This is a genomic window from Streptomyces sp. NPDC058307 (assembly GCF_042880295.1).
In the GTDB taxonomy this organism is placed as follows: domain Bacteria; phylum Actinomycetota; class Actinomycetes; order Streptomycetales; family Streptomycetaceae; genus Streptomyces.
Window position 1 is genome coordinate 1,319 of the sequence record NZ_JBHVYZ010000047.1, and the last position, 18,194, is coordinate 19,512.

An 18,194-nucleotide genomic window follows, 5' to 3' on the forward strand; every position below is an offset into this window, starting at 1 on the left:
GTAGGCAAACTGAACCTTGCCCCCGGTGAGTTGGTACGCCCCGCCCTCGCCGCCCTGTTCCGCCGCGCCGCCGACGCGTGCGAGGCCACCGCACAGGAAGGGGGCGACGATGGCACTCCCTGACCCGGGCGCAGCGTGGCCGCCCCCGGCGTGGGCCCCGTACTACGACGCGATGCGTATCGACGACGCGTGGTACAGCGGCGACCGGCAGCGCCTCGCGCGCGTATACGGCAACCACAAGCGCCCCACCGAGCGGCGCCGCCTGTGGGGCCGGAAGTCGTTCGAGCACCGCAGCGACGGGCGCGACCACCGGCTACACGTCCCCCTCGCCGGCGACATCGCGTCGACCTCGGCCGACCTGCTGTTCGCCGACATGCCGACGATCACCGTCGAGGACACCGCCACACAGGAACGCCTCGACCAGCTGCTCGACGAGGGCCGCGCACAACAGGTGTTCCTCGGCGCCGCCGAGCAGGCCGCCGCCCTGTCCGGCGTGTTCCTCCGGGTCACGTGGGACCGCGACCTAGTACCGCGCCCCCTGCTCACCGTCATGCAGCCCGACGGAGCCGTACCCGAGTGGCGATTCGGCATGCTGCGCGCCGTCAACTTCTGGCGTGAACTGCCCGGCTCGACGGAGTCGACCGTGTGGCGGCACTTCGAGCGCCACGAGCCGGGCCGCATCGTGCACGCCCTGTACGAGGGGAGCCGCGACAACCTCGGCTCCCGGGTGCCGCTCACCGAGCACCCCGACACGGCCGACCTGGTCGATAGCCTCGACGCCGACGGCGACAGCATCACGACCGGCATTCAGCAGCTCACCGCCGCGTACGTGCCCAACATGCTGCCCAACCGGCTGCACAGGGGGAGCCCGATCGGGCGCAGCGACTACGCCGCTCCGATCTACGACCTGTTCGACGCCCTCGACGAGACGTGGACAAGTTGGATGCGCGACATCCGCCTCGCCCGCGCGCGCCTGATCGTCCCGGACGGGTACATGCGCAACGAGGGCTCCGGGCGCGGGGCGTCGTTCGATGACGACCGCGAGGTCTGGCACGGCCTGAAGATGCCGCCCAACGAGGGCCCCGGGATCACGCTCGCCCAGTTCGATATACGGGTCGAGGAGCACCGCGCCACGACACAGGCGATCATGGGACAGGCCGCGCAGGATGCCGGTTACTCGCCCCAGTCGTTCGGCCTCGACGGCGAGGGACAGCCGGTCACCGCGACCGAGGTCGACAGCCGCGACGCCCGTTCGATGGTGACCCGCCGAAAGAAAGCCGGGTACTGGCGACACGGCGTGGCCGACATGGTGCTCGTCCTGTTGCTGCTCGACGCGAAGCTGTTCGGTAGCAGGATCACGCCCGTGCGGCCACGGGTCGAGTTCGGCGACGGCGTCGCCGAGAGCGAGCAGGCGACCGCGACAACCCTCGACCTGCTCGCCCGCGCCGGGGCCGTATCGACCGCAACGAAGGTGAAAATCCTCAACCCGACGTGGGACGACACCGCCGTAAAGGCCGAGGTCGCGGCGATCCTCGCCGAGACCGGAGCAGCCGCGCCCGACCCCGTTGGTAACTTCCCCATGTAAAAGGGCACGGTGCCCTAGGCTCCGTGCCCCGCATTCCTCAACTCCATGTTAGACCGATGCAATGTGCGGCCTCGGCGGAGTGTCGTTGTCATCACGGCGACCGGGGATGCGTGCGATCACCGCGTCTCGCGCCAGGGCAGATACAGAAATGATCACCACCCCGGCGATCTGCGCCCCAGTGTGCGCGACGCCCGTTGCTATGAGCGCGATCGCACCTGAAGCGTTGACCGTCCCAAGGCTCACGCCCATGCGACGGATCTTGACGGTGAAGTACTCGGCCATGGCTCCCGCTTTCGCGTAGTCGTTGCATCGAACGCTAGAGCTGTCGCCGCGTGAGCGGATCGCGCGTTCACTCGACCGGATGGCATATTCCGGGAGGGTCTAGCCAAGCTGGAGGCGGAGGCTGTACGGTCTTTCGCCATTTTGGCAATTTTTCATCACACTTTCGAGTGAACAACCCTCATTTTGGGCCCAGAATGGGCCCACTACCTGTATGTACGCGGGCCACCCCCTCTCTTGCTTCCATCCGTCATGGCTTCGTGCCTCCGCCGTTGCTCGGTATGCGGGCGTCCGAACCGGTATTGGGTTCATCGAGGATGCTTGGGGGTGCTGTGGCGATCCATCCAGGCATGGTCGAAGACCTCGCCGCCAGCACCCGCCACCTGTACGCCGAGGCCGAGGCCCGCCTGTTGGGCATCATCGCCCGGCAGCTCGCCGCCGGTCTCGACGCCCCGGGGTGGGCCGAGCGCAAGCTCGCCGCCATTCAGCAGCTGCGCCGCGCCTCACAGACCGTTGTCGACGAGTTGGGGAAAGCGGTCGAGCTGGAGGTGTTCGACGTGGTCGCCGAGGCGTACAACGAGGGACACCGCGCCGCGGTCGCCGAGTTGGGCGCCCTGTCCGACGACGCCCGCGCCCTGGTCGACGACGTCACCCCGAACGCACAGGCCGTCGACCGGCTCGCACAGGAAACGGTCGACCTGGTCACCTCGACGCACCGCTCGATTCTGCGGGCCGTCGTCGACCGGTTCCGGGCGATCGTCGCCGAGGTCACCGCAACGCCCCTGCTCGGCACCGGCACCCGCCGACAGGCCACGCAGGACGCCATGCGCCGGTTCGCCGACGAGGGCATTCGGTCGTTCGTCGACCGCGCGGGCCGCCGTTGGCAGCTCACCTCTTACGCCGAGATGGCCGTACGGACATCCGTCGGCCGCGCCGCGACCGAGGCGCACATGCGGACCCTGTCCGACGCCGGTATCGACCTGGTGATCGTGTCGGACGCGCCGCGCGAGTGCCCCCTCTGCCGGCCGTGGGAGGGCCGCGTACTGGCTATCGTCGGCCCGACCGGCGAGCGCACGGTCGAGGTCGAGCACGCCGTCGAGGACGGCCACATGATCCCCGTCAAGGTCGCCGGCACCCTCGACGAGGCCCGCCTCGCAGGGTTCCAGCATCCCAACTGCCGGCACAGCGTCAGCGCGTACACCCCTGGTCTGACGGTGCCCGAGCAGGCCGAGAGCGATCCCGTCGGCTACGAGGCAGGGCAGCGACAGCGGGCGATCGAGCGGAACATCAGGAAGCACAAGCGGCGCGAGGCCGCCGCCGTCACGCCCGAGGCGCAGCGCGCCGCACGCCTCAAGGTGAGGCAGTGGCAGGGCGCCATGCGCGACCACCTCGCCGCGCACCCCGACCTACGCCGGTTGCGGCACCGCGAGCAGCCGGGCGCCTCGAACCTCCCCGAGCAGCGCACCGAGGCGACGCCCGAGCAGGTCGAGGCCGCGCGCGTGTGGTCGGGCGACGAACGGGCCGTACGGGAGATGAGCGACGACGACCTCGCCGCCGCCGTGCGCTCGAAACTGCTCGACGACCGCGCCCGCGCCCGGATCGAGGCCGAGGCCGACCGCCGCGACCTCGACGACCTGCTCGCCCGCGTCCGTCCCGGCGGCACCCTCGCCGAGGACTTGACGCAGTTCAGCGACCAGGAACTCGCGCGGGCGTTCGTCCACCTCGACGACGCCGACGCACTGCGCGTCATGGCGGAGATGGACCGGCGCGACCTCGCCACCCGCCTACCGGGCGTGTCCCCGGATCTGGTCGGCCTGTCCGCGCACGACCTCGCCGAGCGCGCCCGCGTCGCCGACCCCGACACGCTCGCCCTGCTCACCGCCGAGGCCGCGCGCCGTGACCTGCTCGCCCGCCTGTTCCCCGGCGGGCAGCTGCTCGCCGACCTGTCCGAGGTCGGCAACGACGAACTCGCATGGTGCATGCCGTACGCGACCGGCGAGGAAATGCTCAGGATCGCCGCCGAGATGGACCGGCGCGACGCCGTCGGCATGCCGCAGCCGGCGGATACGGGCGACCCGGCCGACGACCTGCTCGCCGACACGAACGCCCTCGCCGACGCCCTCGCCCCCGCGGCGAACCCCGACGGGTGGGGCGCCCTCGCCGACGACGTCGTATGGGCCGCCGCCGTGGGCGACGACCAGGGCGGCACCGCGCCGGACGACGACCACGACGACGAGCCTCGGATCACCCGCCGACAGGCACGGGAGATGTATGACGAGTACGTGTATCTCCAGTTCCTCAAGGCGGAAGAGGACTGTAACGGCTACCTGCTCAACAAGAAGGGGCAGGCCGCCGGTTGGTCCGCACAGAGCCTGTTCCGCGGTCCCGCACGCATCGCGTACGCCAACGCGAGCGACGAACTCAAAGGGTGGTGGGCCCAACACGGCCGCCTCACACAGGCCGAGTTCATCGAGAAGGCCACCGGCCAACCCCAGCGATGGGCGACCAATGCCCGGTTCAATGAGTCCAAGGAGCAGCAAAAGCGATAAGGGGGCGACGTGGGCACGCGCGCGGAGATCACCGAGGCGATTCTCAAGGGCCGGACGGCGGGCGAGACCGGCGAGGAGCCGACAGCCTGCCCGTACCCGCGTACCTCGATCCTCCGTACGGCGTGGGGCAAGGGCTACGCGCCCGCCCGCCGCGCGCGGGAGCAGGACCGCGCCGCCGACTAGCACACACCACCGACAGCACCACCCCCCAGTGGGGCCCAGCGGGAGCGGGCCCCCCTTTTTTTTCATGCCCGGACGCCCGCCGGGAGCGGGCTCACCAGCCCAGGAGGGCACCCCAGATGACCACCGACAACGGCCAGACCGGCGCCCAGGGACAGAGCGAGCAGCAGCCCGCGCCCGTCACCAACCCCGCCCCCGCCGCACCGCCGACACCGGCCGTGCCGCCCGCCGAGACACCCCCGGCACCGGCCGCACCGGCCCCGGCCCCCGCACCGCCCGCCCCGACCGCACCGCCCGCGCCGCCCGCGCCGGTCACCCCAGCCGCGCCGCCGGCGGTCGCCGAGGGCGACGTCAGCCGGTTGCCCCAGTGGGCACAGCGCGCGATCACCGACAGCCAGGCCGCCGCGCGTACCGCGGCTGTTCAGTCGGCCGTCTACCGCACGGCCGCTGCGGCCGGCGCCGACCCGGTCGCCCTGCTCGACAGCCAGACCGCCATGACCGCGCTCGCCGCCGTCGACCCGAACGACGCCGCGGCAGTGACGGCCGCCATCACAGCCGCCGTCACCGCAAATCCGCGGCTCGCCGTCGCACCGGGCACCGGCCCGACCCGCGGCGGCGCCGAGTTCAACGGGCCACCGACCGGTGACCGCAAGCCCGCCACCCTCGCCGACGCCATCGCCGCCCGATTCGCCGGCTGACCCACGACAGGAGTAACCGCCCATGCCCGTAACCCTCGACGAGGCCAAGAACAACGCCACCGATGACGTGGACGTGACGGTCATCGACGAGTTCCGCAAGGAATCCGTCCTACTCGACTCGCTCATCTTCAACGACGTCGTCAACCCCGCCGGCGACGGCGACACCCTCACCTACACGTACCGCCGGCTCGTCACCCAGCCGACGGCCAGTTTCCGCAAGCTGAACACCGAGTACGCGCCGAGCGAGGTCAAGACGCAGCGGTACAGCGTCGATCTGGCCGTACTCGGTGGGTCGTTCGAGGTCGACCGTGTGATCGCCCGCATCGGTGCGGCGGCGTCCAACGCCGTCACGCTGAACATGCAGCAGAAGATCAAGGACGCCCGGACCACGTTCCAGGACGCCGTGATCAACGGCGACGTGGCGACGAACGAGGACTCGTTCGACGGCCTCGACAAGGCCCTGTCCGGGTCGAGCACCGAGTTCCGCCTCAGCGCCGTGACCGACTGGACGGACTTCGACACCGACCCGCGCGCCGAACAGAAGGCCCTCGACGTCCTCGACGAATGGCTCTCCCTGCTCGACGGCGCCCCGTCCCTGGTGATCGGCAACAGCACCGCCCTTGCCCGCGTACGGGCCCTCGCCCGCCGCGCCGGGCAGTACACGCGCGACCCGGTCGACGGCCTGATCGGCGCGGGCGGGCGCCCCATCGTGCGCGAGAGCTACGGCGGGATCACGTTCGTCGACCCCGGCGACAAGGCCGGAAGCTCCGCGCCGATCATCCCGATTGAGAACCGCACCGTGGGCGGCACCGCCGCGACCGGCCTCACGGACCTGTACGCGGTGCGGATCGGCCTCGACGGTTTCCACGGAGTGGCCACCGTCGGCGGGCAGCTGGTGAACGCGTGGCTCCCCGACTTCACCGGCGCGGGCGCGGTCAAGCGGGGCGAGGTCGAGATGGGCCCGATCGGTGTCGTCCTCAAGGCGACCAAGGCAGCGTCCGTGTTCCGCAACCTCAAGGTCAGGTGACCCATGTACCAGGTGACCACTCCCGTACGGGAGTTCAACGGATGCGTTGCGGGGGTGTGGTTCGTCGACGGCGAGGCCACCACCGACAGCGAGGGCGCCGTCGCCTACTTCCGGCGCCACGGCTACACCGTCACCGCCGAGGACGGCGAGCAGGCCGACGGCGACCCGCCGGGCGACCCTGGCACGACCGAACCGAACGGGCCGCAGGCGACCAAGCCCGCGGGCCGTCCCCGTTCCAAGGGGTGATCCGGTGGGCCGTGTCTACGCCACCCCAGAGCAGGTGTGGACCGGTCAGCCGCCCCCAGCGGACGCCGACCGTCTGCTCGCGCGGGCGTCCGAGGACGTCGAGGACGCCCTCTTGACGGCCGTCTACCGGGTCAACGACGCGGGCATGCCGACCGAGCCGGCCGTCGTGACCGCGCTCGCCGACGCGGTACGGGCCCAGATCGAGTATTGGGCGGCCACGGGCGACGACGGCACGGGCGCGGCCGGACGGTGGGACAGCGTCTCTATCGGCCCCGTGTCCCTGTCCGGACGCAAGGACACCCCCGCCGCGGCGGGCGACGTCGACCTCGCGCCCCGCGCGCACCGCGCCCTCACGCGCGCCGGACTGCTGCCGGGGGTGATCTGGTGAATGTCCCCGCATGGCTGCTGCCGCACCGGATCACCGTCGAGCCGTACCTCGGCGACAGCGCGTACGGCCAGCGGTACGGCCCGCCGGTCGAGGACGTGCCCGCCCTGGTCGCCGAGAAGATCCGCACCGTGCGCGACCGTGAGGGACGCGAGGTCACATCCACCGCGCAGATCATCGCCGAGCCCGGCCTCGACTGTCCGGCCGAGTCGCGGATCACCCTCCCCGACGGCCGTACCACCAAGGCGATCAGCGTCGCCCGCCACACCGCGCCGGGCCTCCCGGTGCCGCAGTGCACGGAGGTGAGCGCCGAGTGACCCAGCGCGCCCGCCTGAGATGGAACGGCGCCGCCGCCATGCGCGGCACCCGCGCCGGGGCCGTCCGGGGTCTGCGGATCGCCGCCGAACACGTCCTCGCCGAGTCGCGGAAGGTCGTCCCGATCGAAGAGGCCACCCTCGAACGCTCCGGGGTCGCCACGGTCGACGAGTCGTCGCTCACGGCCGCCGTGTCGTACGACACCCCGTACGCGATCAGGCAGCACGAGGAACTGAACTACCGGCACGACGCCGGTCGTTCGGCGAAATACCTCGAACGCCCGCTCACCGAGCAGGCCGACACGGTCGCCGAGATCATCGCGGCGCAGCTGCGGAGGTCGCTCCGTGGCTGACCTCGACCCGCTCGACGGCGTCGCCCAGCTGCTCGCCGCGCGCGGCCTGGTCACCTACGACCCCGAGGGCGTGACCGGCGATCTGTTCGTCGAGGCCATGCCGCCCGCGCCCGATGCCGCGGTCGCCCTGTGGCTGTACGACGGCGAGGCGCCCGACACCCGCAACGCCTACGACACCCCGCGCCTACAGGTACGCGTGCGCGGCGGGCCCGACCCGCGCGTCTCCCGCCGCCGCTGCTGGGCGATCTACAGCGCGTTGCACGGCCTCGCTGGCGTCGCCCTCGCCGACGGGACGTGGCTTGTGCTCGCCGCCGCGCGCGGCACCCCGGCCCCGATGGGCCCCGATTCCTCCGGCCGACACGAACACGTCGTGAATTTCGACCTCGACGTGTCGGCCCCCACCGACCACCGCGCCGCGTAGAGCGAGTGAGACACCCTCGCTCTACCGACCCGGCCGATCGTGATCACGACCCTCACACAGCACAATCAAGCCAATCATGGCCAACCATGCAGCACTTTTCCGCCAACTTTCGGCGAACGCTTGCCCTCGCGTGCGCGCGCGTGACTAGATTACAATGCTTACTCTGTTTGAGTTTTCGAAAATATCAATTGCTCGATCTCTCCAGAATATCAAGCATTCAATTTCCAGTTAATTCTTCTTCGAATTAATTCTTAATTCGCGCGCGCGCGAGGCTTCGGACTTTTTCCGCGCAGCGTTCGGGGCACGGCTGCGTTACCTTTGCCGCATGCCAGAAACCCTGTCGGCCATTGCGCCGCTCACGTTCATGAGCGCGATCATCAGCGCTGTAATCCTCGCGGCGATTGCGCACCCCAATCCCTCGGTGCGTTCCCGCGCCTATCGAGTGCTTGAGATCATCTTCACTCGCCATGGCAGCAATTAACCGCGCGTCAATCCGAATCCGCCAGAAAGAGCCGGGCCGACTCCTGTCGCTCCGGCTTTTTCTATGCCTAGGGAGATAAACCTAAATGGGGCGACCCATCGACGCCCGCGGCTGGGAATTCGAGGTCGAGACCGACACCGCGAACACCTTCGCGCGCATCGGCAACCTCACCAGCTGGAACGAGAATCCCGGCGAAAACGAGGAGACCGCCGACACGACCGATTTCGACAGCGACGGCTATTACGAACAGGACGTCATGCAGCGCGGAGCGACGATCGAACTGTCGGGCCAGTACAGCGCGACATCCGGCACCCGCGACCCCGGACAGGACTACGTCGACAAGGTGTGGGCGTACCGGTTCGGCGAGGCGTCGCGCGGAACGATGCGCTACCGCCACACCTCGCAGACCGAATGGACCGTGTGGGAATGCACGGTCACGCCCGGCGAGCGCGGCGGCGAGACGAACGCCAAGACCTCTTGGGGCTGCACCTTCACCCGGTGCGGCGCCCCGACTACCGCCCCGGTGGTGACCACATGACCGAGCCCGCCCTCGACCAGGACGGCGCCCCCGAGGTCGCCGACTTCGACGCGTTTTTCGCCGAGCAGGCCGAACCGGAACGCAAGGGCGTACCACTCAGGCTGTACGGCCGCACGTACACCCTCCCGCCGGCCCTGCCCGCGCTGTTCACTCTCCAGCTGCACCGCGTGCAGCACTCCGCCCGCCCCGACGACATCCGGCGCCTGCTCAGCTCCCTGTTCGGCCCCGACGCGGTCGACCACTGGACCGAGGCGGGCATGTCCGACCGTCACCTCGGCATCGTCCTTCTGTGGTCGACGGCCAACGTCGCCGACCCGGGCACCATTTCCATGGAACGCGCCGCGCAGCTGTACGACGAGCGCGAGGCCGCCAAGGGAAAAGCACCGGCGCGGAAGACCCCGGCCAAGCCCCGGCCCAAGGGCAAGGGGAAGCTGCGGAATTCTGGCAAGCGGTCCTGAACAACTGGGGCGTGGTCGAATCCGACCTCGCCCGCGAATACGGCCTCGGCGCCGCCGAGTTGGCGACACTTTCCACACGCCGGTTCCTGGTGCTGCTGGCCGGACTTCCCGCCGAATCACGGTTCGCGCACACGTGGCGGAATACACCCCGCGTGGTGACGGACCCCGAGGAAATCGCCCGGCTCACAGGGCGGTGATCAGCGCGACAACTGAATAACAACTGAACAGCCCGGTGGGGGGTGCCCCTTGTCCCTCACCATCGGTGAACTCACCGGCTATATCGACCTCGACGACTCCGGGGCACAGCGCGGAGTCGACCGCACCGAGGCCGCTCTCGCCGGTCTCCAACGCGACGCCGACGGCCGGCTCAGGGACCTACGCGGCCGGTTCGTCGCCGCCGGCGCAGAGATGGGCGGCGCCCTCGGCGACGGCATCGGCGACGGCGCCGCGGACGCCGGGCGCGGCCTCGCCGGTATCGGCCCCCTGCTCGGCGCCGCGGCGACCAGTACCAAGCTGCTCGCCGGCGGCGCGGTCGTGGCCGCGGGCGCGCTCGCCGCCGTCCCGCTGGCCGTGATCGGCCTCGGCGCGAAAGTGCTCGCCGAGAACGAGCAGGTCAAGGGCGCGTTTACCGACCTGTCGGAGCACGTCAAGGGGCGAATGCAGGAACTCGCCGCCCCGCTGGTCGAGCCGTTCGTCAACGCCGCCGACCAGTTGGGCGGCATCTTCGACGACCTCGCCCCGCAGATCGGCGCCCTGTTCGAGGGCGTCGCCCCGCTGGTCGAGCCCCTGGTCGACGGCATCGGCGCCCTCGCCAAGGGCGCCATGCCCGGCCTGGTCGCCGCCGTCGAGGCCGCCGGGCCCGTCATCGACGCACTGTCGACCGGCCTCGGCGCGGTCGGCGACGGCCTCGGAGGGTTCTTCGAGGGCGTCGCGACCGGCGCGGGCGGCGCGGCCGAAGGACTCGGCGGCCTGCTCGGCGCGGTGGGCGAGATCCTGCCCGCGCTCGGCGGTCTGGTCGGCGCCCTCGCCGAGGCCGGCGGGCCGGTCCTGTCCGCCCTCGCGGGCGCGCTCGGCCCCCTGGTGTCGTCCCTCGCGGGCGCCCTCGGTCCCGCCCTCGCCTCGCTCGGCCCGCCGCTCGCGCGGCTGGTCAAGGCACTGGGCGACGGCCTACAGCCGATAGTCGACGCGCTCGGCCCCGTCCTCGCCGCCGCGGCGGACGCGTTCGGCGTCCTGATCGACGCCCTGTCGCCGATCCTGCCCGTGGTCGGCGAGCTGGTCGCCTCGCTGCTGCCCGCCGTCACGCCCCTTCTGACGGCGATCGGCGACGTCATCGCCCAGGCCGCGCCGGTCGTCGAACTGCTGGTCGACGCCCTCGCGGGCGGGCTGCGGCCGATCATCGCGCAACTGCCCGGCCTGGTCGCCCCGTTCGCCGCTGTCCTCGGCGACCTCGCGAAAACGGTCCTGCCGCTCCTCGCGCGGCTGATCGTCGCCCTGTCGCCCGCCCTCGCCACGGTGGGCGAGGCGTTCGGTGAAATCCTCGTCGCGCTCGCCCCGCTGCTGCCCGCTATCGGCGAACTGCTGATCGGCGTCCTGAACGCCCTGATGCCGGTCATTGAGCCATTGATCGGCCTGGTGGGAGCGCTCGCGGGCATCCTCGCGAACGGCCTCGCCGCCGTGATCGAGCAGGTGGTCGTACCCGTCATCGGCGCCATCGTCGCCCTGCTGTCCGGCGACTTCGGCAAGGCGTGGGAGTTGGCCAAGACGGCCGTCTCGAACGCCGGGAAACTGATCGGCGAGGCCGCGACCAGGATCGGCGAATTCGTCGGCAAGGGCATCACTGCCGCCGTCGACTGGATCAAGGGACTGCCCGGCCGCGCGTACAACGCCCTCGCCCCGCTCGCCGGGCAGCTGCGCGACCGCGCGGTGTCCGCACTGCGCAGCTTCAAAGACTCGATCGTCACCAAGGCGGGCGAGGCTATCGCGTGGGCGCGCGGACTGCCCGGCCGTATCTCCTCGGCAATCGGGAACCTCGGCTCGCTGCTGGTCGACAAGGGCAAGGACATCGTTCGCGGCCTGCTCAACGGCGTTATGTCGATGGGCAGTTGGCTCAAGTCGCAGTTGATCAGCTTCGCGAAGAACATGATCCCCGGTCCGATCGCTGACGCGTTGGGCATCGGCTCACCTTCCAAGGTCATGGCGCGCGACGTGGGCCGGTGGATACCCGCCGGCGTGGTCAAGGGCATCGAGGGCGGCGCGGGCGCCCTCAACCGCACCATGCGCAACCTGGTGACCCCGCCCGCCGTCCCGACGTTCTCGCCCGCCCTCGCGGGCGCGGGCGCGTACGGCTCACCGTTCGCCGCCGCCTCGACCGGCGGCGCCCTGGTGCACGTCGAGCACTGGCACGCCGCCGAGAACGGCACCCCCGACGACAACGCCCGCGCGCTCGCGTGGCTGGCCAAGGCGAGGGGGTGACCGTGGCCGCTGGTGACCAGGTGACCCGTCCGGGGCACGTGCAATACGGCGAGCTGCTGCTCGGCCCCGGCACCCCCTACGGGTGGCGTTCGATCGGGGGTTGGGAAGACCTTCCCGCCCTCGACTCCGGGACCGTGGCGCGGTCCGACGCGCACGGCGCGTTCCCCGGCCGGCTGCTCGCACAGGCCCGCACGGTCACCCTCGACGGCCTGCTCGTGCGGGCCCCGCGCGCCACGATCGGCGCGGTTGTCGCCGCCCTCAACGCAGGCACGGCGCCGGTCGAGGACGAGCAACCGCTCGTCGTCTGGCTCGACGAGCGCGGGCCCCTGCTCGCCTACGCGCGCGCCACCCGCCGCGCGGTCCCCGCCGGCCTCGGGTACCGCCTCGGCACCATCACCGGCGGGGCGATCGAGTGGCAGGCGACCGACCCGCGCCGGTACGAACTCGCCGAGCGCACCGTGTCGGCGACCCTGCCCATGTCCGAGGCCGGTCTGTCGTGGCCGCTGTCGTGGCCGCTCCCGTTCGGCAATCCGGGCAGTACCGGCGCCCTGTCGACGATGAACGTCGGCGACGCCGAGACCCACCCCATCGTGGAGTTCCGGGGACCGGTGACCCGCCCGTCCTTGACCAGCCTCAGCACGGGCGACGCGGTCGAGTACGACACCCCGCTCGCCGCCGGCGACGTGCTCACCGTCGACACCCTCGCGGGGACAGTCGTCCTCAACGGCACCGCCTCGCGGATCTACACCGCGACCTCGCGCAGCGTGCCCGAGCAGACGTTCACGCTCGCCCCTGGCATCACGAACCTGATCTTCCGCGCCGCGCCCGGCAGCAACGACCCGACGGCGTCGGCGACCGTGCGCTACCGCTCGGCCTACTGGTAAGGAGAACCCCACCGTGACCGTGCGTTCCGCATGGCTGCTGCCGCTCACGCAGACTCGCGAGGACACCCGCCTTACGCCGGTCGGCACCTTCGCGCCCGAGTCCGAGATGCGCACCCGCGACGGCGTGATCGCCGGCGGGAACCCGTTCGCCGCGACCAGCGCCGGGGCGATGTCCCTACAGATCGGCGTCGGCCGCGCCCAGGTGCAGGGCACCGACGCCCAGGGCGCCTATCCGGTGTCGGTCGACGCCCCGACGGTCCTCACGTTCACCGACGGCGAGGCGCAGTTCGCCCGTATCGACTCCGTCGCCTTACGGGTGTACGACCAACTGTTCGACCAGGCCGGCCAGAACCTCGCCACCGTCGAGATCATCCGCGGCACAGGGGCGGCGACCCCGACCGCGCCGAGCATGCCCTCGGCCTGTCTGCGCCTGTGGGACGTGACCGTGCCCCCGGGCGCCTCGGCGGGCACGGGCGGTATCCCCTGGTCGTCCGCCCTCGGCGACCGGCGCCGCTTCACCTCCGCCTACGGCGGGATCATCCCGCGCGGGTACGGCCTCGCCTTCAACGGCGCGTACGACGGCCAGTACCGCGACAACGGCACCGGACTGGAACGCTGGAACGCCGCCGCCAAGGCGTGGCAGGCGTACCCGGCGACGCCGACACGGCCCATGAGCACGAAGCAGGTCACGGCCGCGCCGCTCACCACCACGGGCGCGTTCGTCGACTTCACCGCCGCAGCGTGGCCGCGTATCACCTTCACCGTGCCGCCGTCCGGCGCAGTGTTCGTCACGGTCGGCGGGCAGGTGTCCAACCGCTCGACCTCGGCCTCAACCGCGTGGATGACGTGGCGGGCGACCGGCGCGTACACCGAGGCACACGGCGCGTTGAACGGCATTTCGGCGCAGGCAAGCCGTGTGATCGCCTCGCGGCGCGTCTACCGCGACGGCCTCACCCCCGGCGGACAGATCACGCTCATCCCCGGGTGGAACGTCAGCAGCAACGGCGGCACGGACGTGTTCGTGCAAGACGGGCAACTTACCGTGGAGTTTGTCCAGTGACTGCGCCTAGCCGCCGCTCCGTGCCGACGACCGATCCGCATCCGTTGTTGCGGGTTCGGTGCTCTCCCCGAGGCTGATCCAACCGAGCGCCCCCATGACGAGCAGGGAAAGCGTCATCCATGAGATGAAGGCGCCGCCGCCGTACAAGACGGAACCGGCAATGCTCTTGTCGTCCTGATGGGCGAGCATGCCAGCTACCACGCCCACGAGAACAGACGACACGAACGCCAAGGCCACAAGCAGTGCCCTGACGTGGCCGGATGTGAATCGCACGGTCGGACCTTCCAACTAAGGGTGGTCGACCGGGGGCGGGCAGCCTCAGCTCGACCACCACGCTCTACCTGGTGATCTGCTGAGACCCGCGTCTGTCAGCTTGGGACTCCTCCTTGGCCGGGACGCCCCCCGAACTGCCAGACGCGGCGCCGATTCCGACCCCCGGGCCTCCGCCCGGGCGGTTTCCCACAGTCCTCGTTGCTGTGGTTCTCCAACTCCCTTTTAAAAATACCCAATCGCCTTCTTGATCGCCATGAGCGCCCGTACGGGAGGGGATCACAGCTGTGACGACTCCCGCGTACCGCGTGCTGTTCTGCGACCTGCGCTCCGACCAGCTGCTCGACGCACTGCCCGTACAGGGCGTCACCCTCGACGACTACATAGGCAAGACCGGCCGACTGATCGGCACCGTGCCGATCCCCAACCGCGCCATTGCGGAGCGGGCCCGCCGGGCGATCGTGCCCGGCCGAACGGCCGTGTGGGTCGAGCGGGGGCGCGACATCTGGTGGGGCGGAATCCTGTGGACACTCGCCCTCGCCTCGGACTCCCGCGGGTTCCTCGGCGCGCAGATTCAGGCCGGCGGGTGGGAGTCCTACCTGTACCGCCGACTGTTGTTCGACACGCAGACCGCCGAGCAGGTCGACCAACTCGACATCGCCCGCGGCCTGGTCGACTACGTGCAGAACACCCCCGGCGGGAACGTCGGGATCACGTACGACACCGCCGTGTCCGGCATCCCGCGCGACCGTACGTACCTGCGCTACGACCTCCCGACCATCGGCGACCTGCTCGACGACCTCGCCGCCGTCGAGGACGGGTTCGAGTGGCGCATCGCATCGTTCCGCGACGCCGACGGCCGCCGCGTAAAGCAGCTGCAACTCGGACACCCGATCATCCGCGCGGGCGCGTCCGAGATCGTGCTCGACCACCCCGGCCCGGTCCTGTCCTACACATGGCCGGTCGACGCCACCGGTAAGGCGAACGCGTGGCAGTCCCGCGGCGCCAGCATCAACAGCAACCAGGCGCAGGACAGTTACCCGCTCACCTCGCCGTTTCTGGTCGACGACGCCGATATCGCCGCCGGGTGGCCGCGCCTCGACGGCTCCAGCGACTACACGACGGTTGAGGTACAGGGCACCCTCGATGCCCACGCCCGCGCCGACTGGACCGCCGCCCGCAACCCCGTGCAGATACCCGAGGTCGAGGTCGTGCTCGGCGGGAACATCACGCCCGCCCTGCTCGGCGCCACGATCCGGCTCCGCATCCGCGACCTGTGGCACCCCGACACCCTCGACGCCCGGTACCGCGTCGTCGGCCTGTCCATCACCCCGCCCGAGCGAGGCCGCCCCGAGACGGCCAAGTTGTACTTGGAGGTCCCCCAGTGACGTACGTCCCACAGGACGTGTTGGACCGGCTCGCCGCCCTCGAACGCGAGGTACGGCAGCTGCGCGGGCGGGCGCAGATGCGCCCCGCCCTCAACCAGGTGTTGAACGGCGACGTGGTGATCGGCGAGGGGGGCCGGCTGATCGCTTTGGCCCCGAACGGCAACCGCATTTTCGTGACCGGCCAGACCCCCGCCGGAGACTGGGCCGTCGGCATCGCGCGCCCCACGGACGGCACGGCCGCTCTCACCGTCGGCGACGAGGACGCCGCTGGCGCCGGCCAGATGATCCGCATATGGAACCGCGACCAGGGCAACCGCGATGTGCTCGTGATGGATGACGCGTACTCCGAGCGGTTCCTCGGCCGCCCCTGGATGCCCATCGGCCTGTACCCGACCGCGCGCCAGTCCTACACCGGCACCACCTACGACACCGCATGGTGGGGCGCCAACCCGGCACACAACGCCGTCGCCGTGATCGTCATCTTCACGTACGCCGGGACCGGTGGCGGACAGGTCAAGGTGACCATGACGCCATCCGGCGGCACCGCGCAGACGCTCGCCGAGTACGACGTCGCCGCGAACACGTGGACACAGCGCACCATCGAGGCCCCCCTCGACGACGTCGAGTTCCTGCAAACGGTCGTGTGGGACGTCAGCCACCGCGCCAAGACCAGCGGGCAGAACGTCGAGACCCGCCTGTACCGCGCCTACACCCGGAACACCTTCGCCGCCGACGAGGCACCCAAAGCCCCCGTACGCACCGCCGCCACCGTCGCCGCCGCCGGCACCGCCGCCGTTGCCGAGCCGGACAAGGGGGTGTGATGCTGCCCGAGGGAATCCCCACCGTCCGCGTGACCGGACGATTCCTGTTCCCCGACGGCCGTCCTCTCTCCGGGCAAGTCGTCTTCCGCGCCCCGAACTTGATCACGTTCGGCGCGTACGACGTGATCCTCGGCGGGCCCGTCACGGTCCCGCTCGACGCCACGGGCGCGTTCGAGGTCGAGCTACCGGCCACCGACGCCCCCGGCATGAACCCGAGCGACTGGTCGTACAGCGTCGCCGAACAGCTCGCGGGCGTGTCGATGAACCGCGTCTATCAGGTCCTCTTGCCCGCCGAGGCGCCCGAGGTCGACCTCGCCGACATCGCGCCGACCGACCCCTCGACACCGAACTACGTCGCCGTACGCGGCGACAGCGCGTACGAGGTCGCCGTCGAGGCCGGATTCGTGGGGACCATCGCCCAGTGGCTCGCGTCCCTGGTCGGTCCCCGGGGACTCAAGGGCGACACGGGCGCGACCGGCCCGCAGGGAGCGACCGGCGCACAGGGAACGCAGGGCCCCCAGGGCGCGACCGGCGCACCGGGCGTCGTCCAGTCCGTCAACGGCAAGTCAGCCGCCGCGGTCGTCCTCGCCGCCGCAGACGTGGGCGCCGTGGCCAACAACGGCGGATACAGCCGCATGGACGGCACCTTGCACGTCATCTACGCGGGCACACAGGCCGACGCGTTCAAGGTGTCGGACACCGCGCAGTCGAAGTACACCGCCGTCAACAAGAACGCCGAGCTGATCACCAATGCCACCGCCACGTTCACAGATGCGCGAATCGGCACCATGGCAGCCACCTTCGGCGGAGGAGCCGGCGGCATCCTGGCGTTCGCCAACGCCGCCACGCCGCCCACGACGAACCCCGTCGGCGCCCTGCTGTGGGCCGAGGCCGGCACGTTGAAGGTGCGGCAGGCCGACGGAACCGCGTTCACCCTCGGCGCCGCAGGCGGCACGGCGCCGGTAACGTCCGTCAACACCAAGACCGGCGACGTCGTGCTCACCGCAACCGACGTAAGCGCCGAGGCCGCCGGGACAGCCGTACTGCTCGCCGGAACGCAGACGATCACCGGCACCAAGACGTTCTCTGCCATCCCGTCGAGCACCGTCGCACCGACCACCGCGAACCACCTCGCGCGCAAAAGCTACGTGGACGCCGCCGCGTTCGCGGGGGAGTGGTCGCCCGCAGACCACGGCCTCGCCTGCTGGGCGTTCGACCCGGCCCTCGCTGTGTCGACCGGCCTGTACCCGGGGTCGGGTCCGATGCGGGTAACGGCCGTCATCCTGCGCGCCGCGGCGACCATCAACCGCATCGTGTGGTTCGCCACCGGCTACGCCGGCGGACTCCAGACCGGATCATGGGCCGCCCTCTACAACAGCAGCGGAACCCGCGTTGCCGCGACCGGCGACATGTCAACGGCCACGTACGAGCCAGCCGAGGAGCACGACGCCGGGGGCGGCACGATATCCAGCCCGCTCACGGCCGCGTACTCCGCAGCGGCCGGCATCTATTACGTGATGTGGCGCATGGTCTACAACACCACGACCGGCGACGGCCCGATGTTGCTCGCCGCCGAGTCCGGAGCCGGCGCCCCTCCCAACCAGTTCGGTTACACCCTGGTCCGCCGGTTCGGCGTCTACACGACCGGCGTCGCCGCAGCCCCCGCGTCCATCACCTTGACCTCGATGGAGAACGGCGCGAACCGCTTTTGGGCCGGCCTCGCGTAGACCGCGCCACCCCCTCACACCGCACGCCCGAGCGCACCGCGCCGGGCGTTTTTTCATG

At 70.8% G+C, this 18,194-nt stretch carries 22 protein-coding genes; 20 read left to right on the forward strand and 2 right to left on the reverse strand.

The window, feature by feature from the left end; all coding sequences use genetic code 11:
* Positions 1–109: 109 nt before the first annotated feature.
* The gene (locus ACFVYN_RS28750) at positions 110–1,585 is read left to right on the forward strand and encodes a phage portal protein (protein WP_390003433.1); all 1,476 of its coding nucleotides are present in this window, start codon (positions 110–112) and stop codon (positions 1,583–1,585) included.
* A 48-nt stretch (positions 1,586–1,633) separates the two neighbouring features.
* Here ACFVYN_RS28750 and ACFVYN_RS28755 read toward each other — a convergent pair whose 3' ends face one another.
* A complete protein-coding gene (locus tag ACFVYN_RS28755) occupies positions 1,634–1,867 on the reverse strand; it encodes a hypothetical protein (RefSeq protein ID WP_390003435.1) in 234 nt (77 codons plus the stop codon).
* A 347-nt stretch (positions 1,868–2,214) separates the two neighbouring features.
* Here ACFVYN_RS28755 and ACFVYN_RS28760 point away from each other — a divergent pair, with 347 nt between their 5' ends.
* The 16 genes from ACFVYN_RS28760 (at position 2,215) to ACFVYN_RS28835 (ending at position 13,930) form a co-directional block, all read left to right on the forward strand.
* On the forward strand, positions 2,215–4,413 hold the full coding sequence (locus ACFVYN_RS28760) for a phage minor capsid protein (protein ID WP_390003437.1): 2,199 nt from the start codon (positions 2,215–2,217) through the stop codon (positions 4,411–4,413).
* A gap of 9 nt (positions 4,414–4,422) precedes the next feature.
* Positions 4,423–4,596, forward strand: coding sequence for an Rmf/CrpP fold protein (locus tag ACFVYN_RS28765; protein WP_390003439.1), 174 nt, complete (start codon positions 4,423–4,425; stop codon positions 4,594–4,596).
* A gap of 116 nt (positions 4,597–4,712) precedes the next feature.
* Positions 4,713–5,291: a hypothetical protein gene (locus tag ACFVYN_RS28770; RefSeq protein ID WP_390003441.1), complete on the forward strand. Its 579-nt coding sequence runs from the start codon at positions 4,713–4,715 to the stop codon at positions 5,289–5,291.
* 22 nt (positions 5,292–5,313) lie between these two features.
* Positions 5,314–6,318, forward strand: a complete 1,005-nt coding sequence (locus ACFVYN_RS28775) for a major capsid protein (RefSeq protein WP_390003444.1) — start codon at positions 5,314–5,316, stop codon at positions 6,316–6,318.
* Positions 6,319–6,321: 3 nt separating this feature from the next.
* Positions 6,322–6,564, forward strand: a complete 243-nt coding sequence (locus tag ACFVYN_RS28780; protein ID WP_328361404.1) for a hypothetical protein — start codon at positions 6,322–6,324, stop codon at positions 6,562–6,564.
* Between the two features lie 4 nt (positions 6,565–6,568).
* Complete coding sequence (locus ACFVYN_RS28785) at positions 6,569–6,952, forward strand: hypothetical protein (RefSeq protein WP_319124294.1); 384 nt, start codon at positions 6,569–6,571, stop codon at positions 6,950–6,952.
* A complete protein-coding gene (locus ACFVYN_RS28790) occupies positions 6,949–7,266 on the forward strand; it encodes a hypothetical protein (RefSeq protein WP_355983849.1) in 318 nt (105 codons plus the stop codon). Before ACFVYN_RS28785 ends, ACFVYN_RS28790 begins: the two co-directional genes overlap by 4 nt.
* Positions 7,263–7,616, forward strand: coding sequence for a minor capsid protein (locus tag ACFVYN_RS28795; protein ID WP_390003448.1), 354 nt, complete (start codon positions 7,263–7,265; stop codon positions 7,614–7,616). Before ACFVYN_RS28790 ends, ACFVYN_RS28795 begins: the two co-directional genes overlap by 4 nt.
* The gene (locus ACFVYN_RS28800; protein WP_390003450.1) at positions 7,609–8,037 is read left to right on the forward strand and encodes a minor capsid protein; all 429 of its coding nucleotides are present in this window, start codon (positions 7,609–7,611) and stop codon (positions 8,035–8,037) included. Before ACFVYN_RS28795 ends, ACFVYN_RS28800 begins: the two co-directional genes overlap by 8 nt.
* A gap of 325 nt (positions 8,038–8,362) precedes the next feature.
* The gene (locus ACFVYN_RS28805; RefSeq protein ID WP_390003453.1) at positions 8,363–8,518 is read left to right on the forward strand and encodes a hypothetical protein; all 156 of its coding nucleotides are present in this window, start codon (positions 8,363–8,365) and stop codon (positions 8,516–8,518) included.
* 85 nt (positions 8,519–8,603) lie between these two features.
* A complete protein-coding gene (locus tag ACFVYN_RS28810) occupies positions 8,604–9,056 on the forward strand; it encodes a phage tail tube protein (protein WP_328361388.1) in 453 nt (150 codons plus the stop codon).
* The gene (locus tag ACFVYN_RS28815; protein ID WP_390003457.1) at positions 9,053–9,514 is read left to right on the forward strand and encodes a hypothetical protein; all 462 of its coding nucleotides are present in this window, start codon (positions 9,053–9,055) and stop codon (positions 9,512–9,514) included. Before ACFVYN_RS28810 ends, ACFVYN_RS28815 begins: the two co-directional genes overlap by 4 nt.
* Before the next feature lie 11 nt (positions 9,515–9,525).
* The gene (locus ACFVYN_RS28820) at positions 9,526–9,711 is read left to right on the forward strand and encodes a hypothetical protein (protein ID WP_055512834.1); all 186 of its coding nucleotides are present in this window, start codon (positions 9,526–9,528) and stop codon (positions 9,709–9,711) included.
* 49 nt (positions 9,712–9,760) lie between these two features.
* A complete protein-coding gene (locus ACFVYN_RS28825) occupies positions 9,761–11,986 on the forward strand; it encodes a hypothetical protein (protein WP_390003461.1) in 2,226 nt (741 codons plus the stop codon).
* A gap of 2 nt (positions 11,987–11,988) precedes the next feature.
* Entirely contained in the window at positions 11,989–12,870 is an 882-nt protein-coding gene (locus ACFVYN_RS28830) for a phage distal tail protein (RefSeq protein WP_390003464.1), read from the forward strand.
* A gap of 13 nt (positions 12,871–12,883) precedes the next feature.
* Positions 12,884–13,930, forward strand: a complete 1,047-nt coding sequence (locus ACFVYN_RS28835; RefSeq protein WP_390003467.1) for a hypothetical protein — start codon at positions 12,884–12,886, stop codon at positions 13,928–13,930.
* Between the two features lie 6 nt (positions 13,931–13,936).
* Here ACFVYN_RS28835 and ACFVYN_RS28840 read toward each other — a convergent pair whose 3' ends face one another.
* A complete protein-coding gene (locus ACFVYN_RS28840) occupies positions 13,937–14,203 on the reverse strand; it encodes a hypothetical protein (protein ID WP_390003469.1) in 267 nt (88 codons plus the stop codon).
* A gap of 284 nt (positions 14,204–14,487) precedes the next feature.
* Here ACFVYN_RS28840 and ACFVYN_RS28845 point away from each other — a divergent pair, with 284 nt between their 5' ends.
* Genes ACFVYN_RS28845 through ACFVYN_RS28855 form a run of 3 tightly spaced genes read left to right on the forward strand, consistent with a single transcriptional unit; the run spans position 14,488 to position 18,136 of the window.
* Positions 14,488–15,588 (forward strand): hypothetical protein, encoded by a 1,101-nt coding sequence (locus ACFVYN_RS28845; protein ID WP_390003471.1) that lies wholly within the window; start codon positions 14,488–14,490, stop codon positions 15,586–15,588.
* Positions 15,585–16,409, forward strand: a complete 825-nt coding sequence (locus ACFVYN_RS28850) for a hypothetical protein (protein WP_390003473.1) — start codon at positions 15,585–15,587, stop codon at positions 16,407–16,409. Before ACFVYN_RS28845 ends, ACFVYN_RS28850 begins: the two co-directional genes overlap by 4 nt.
* Positions 16,409–18,136, forward strand: coding sequence for a collagen-like protein (locus ACFVYN_RS28855; RefSeq protein ID WP_390003476.1), 1,728 nt, complete (start codon positions 16,409–16,411; stop codon positions 18,134–18,136). Before ACFVYN_RS28850 ends, ACFVYN_RS28855 begins: the two co-directional genes overlap by 1 nt.
* Positions 18,137–18,194 lie beyond the last annotated feature (58 nt).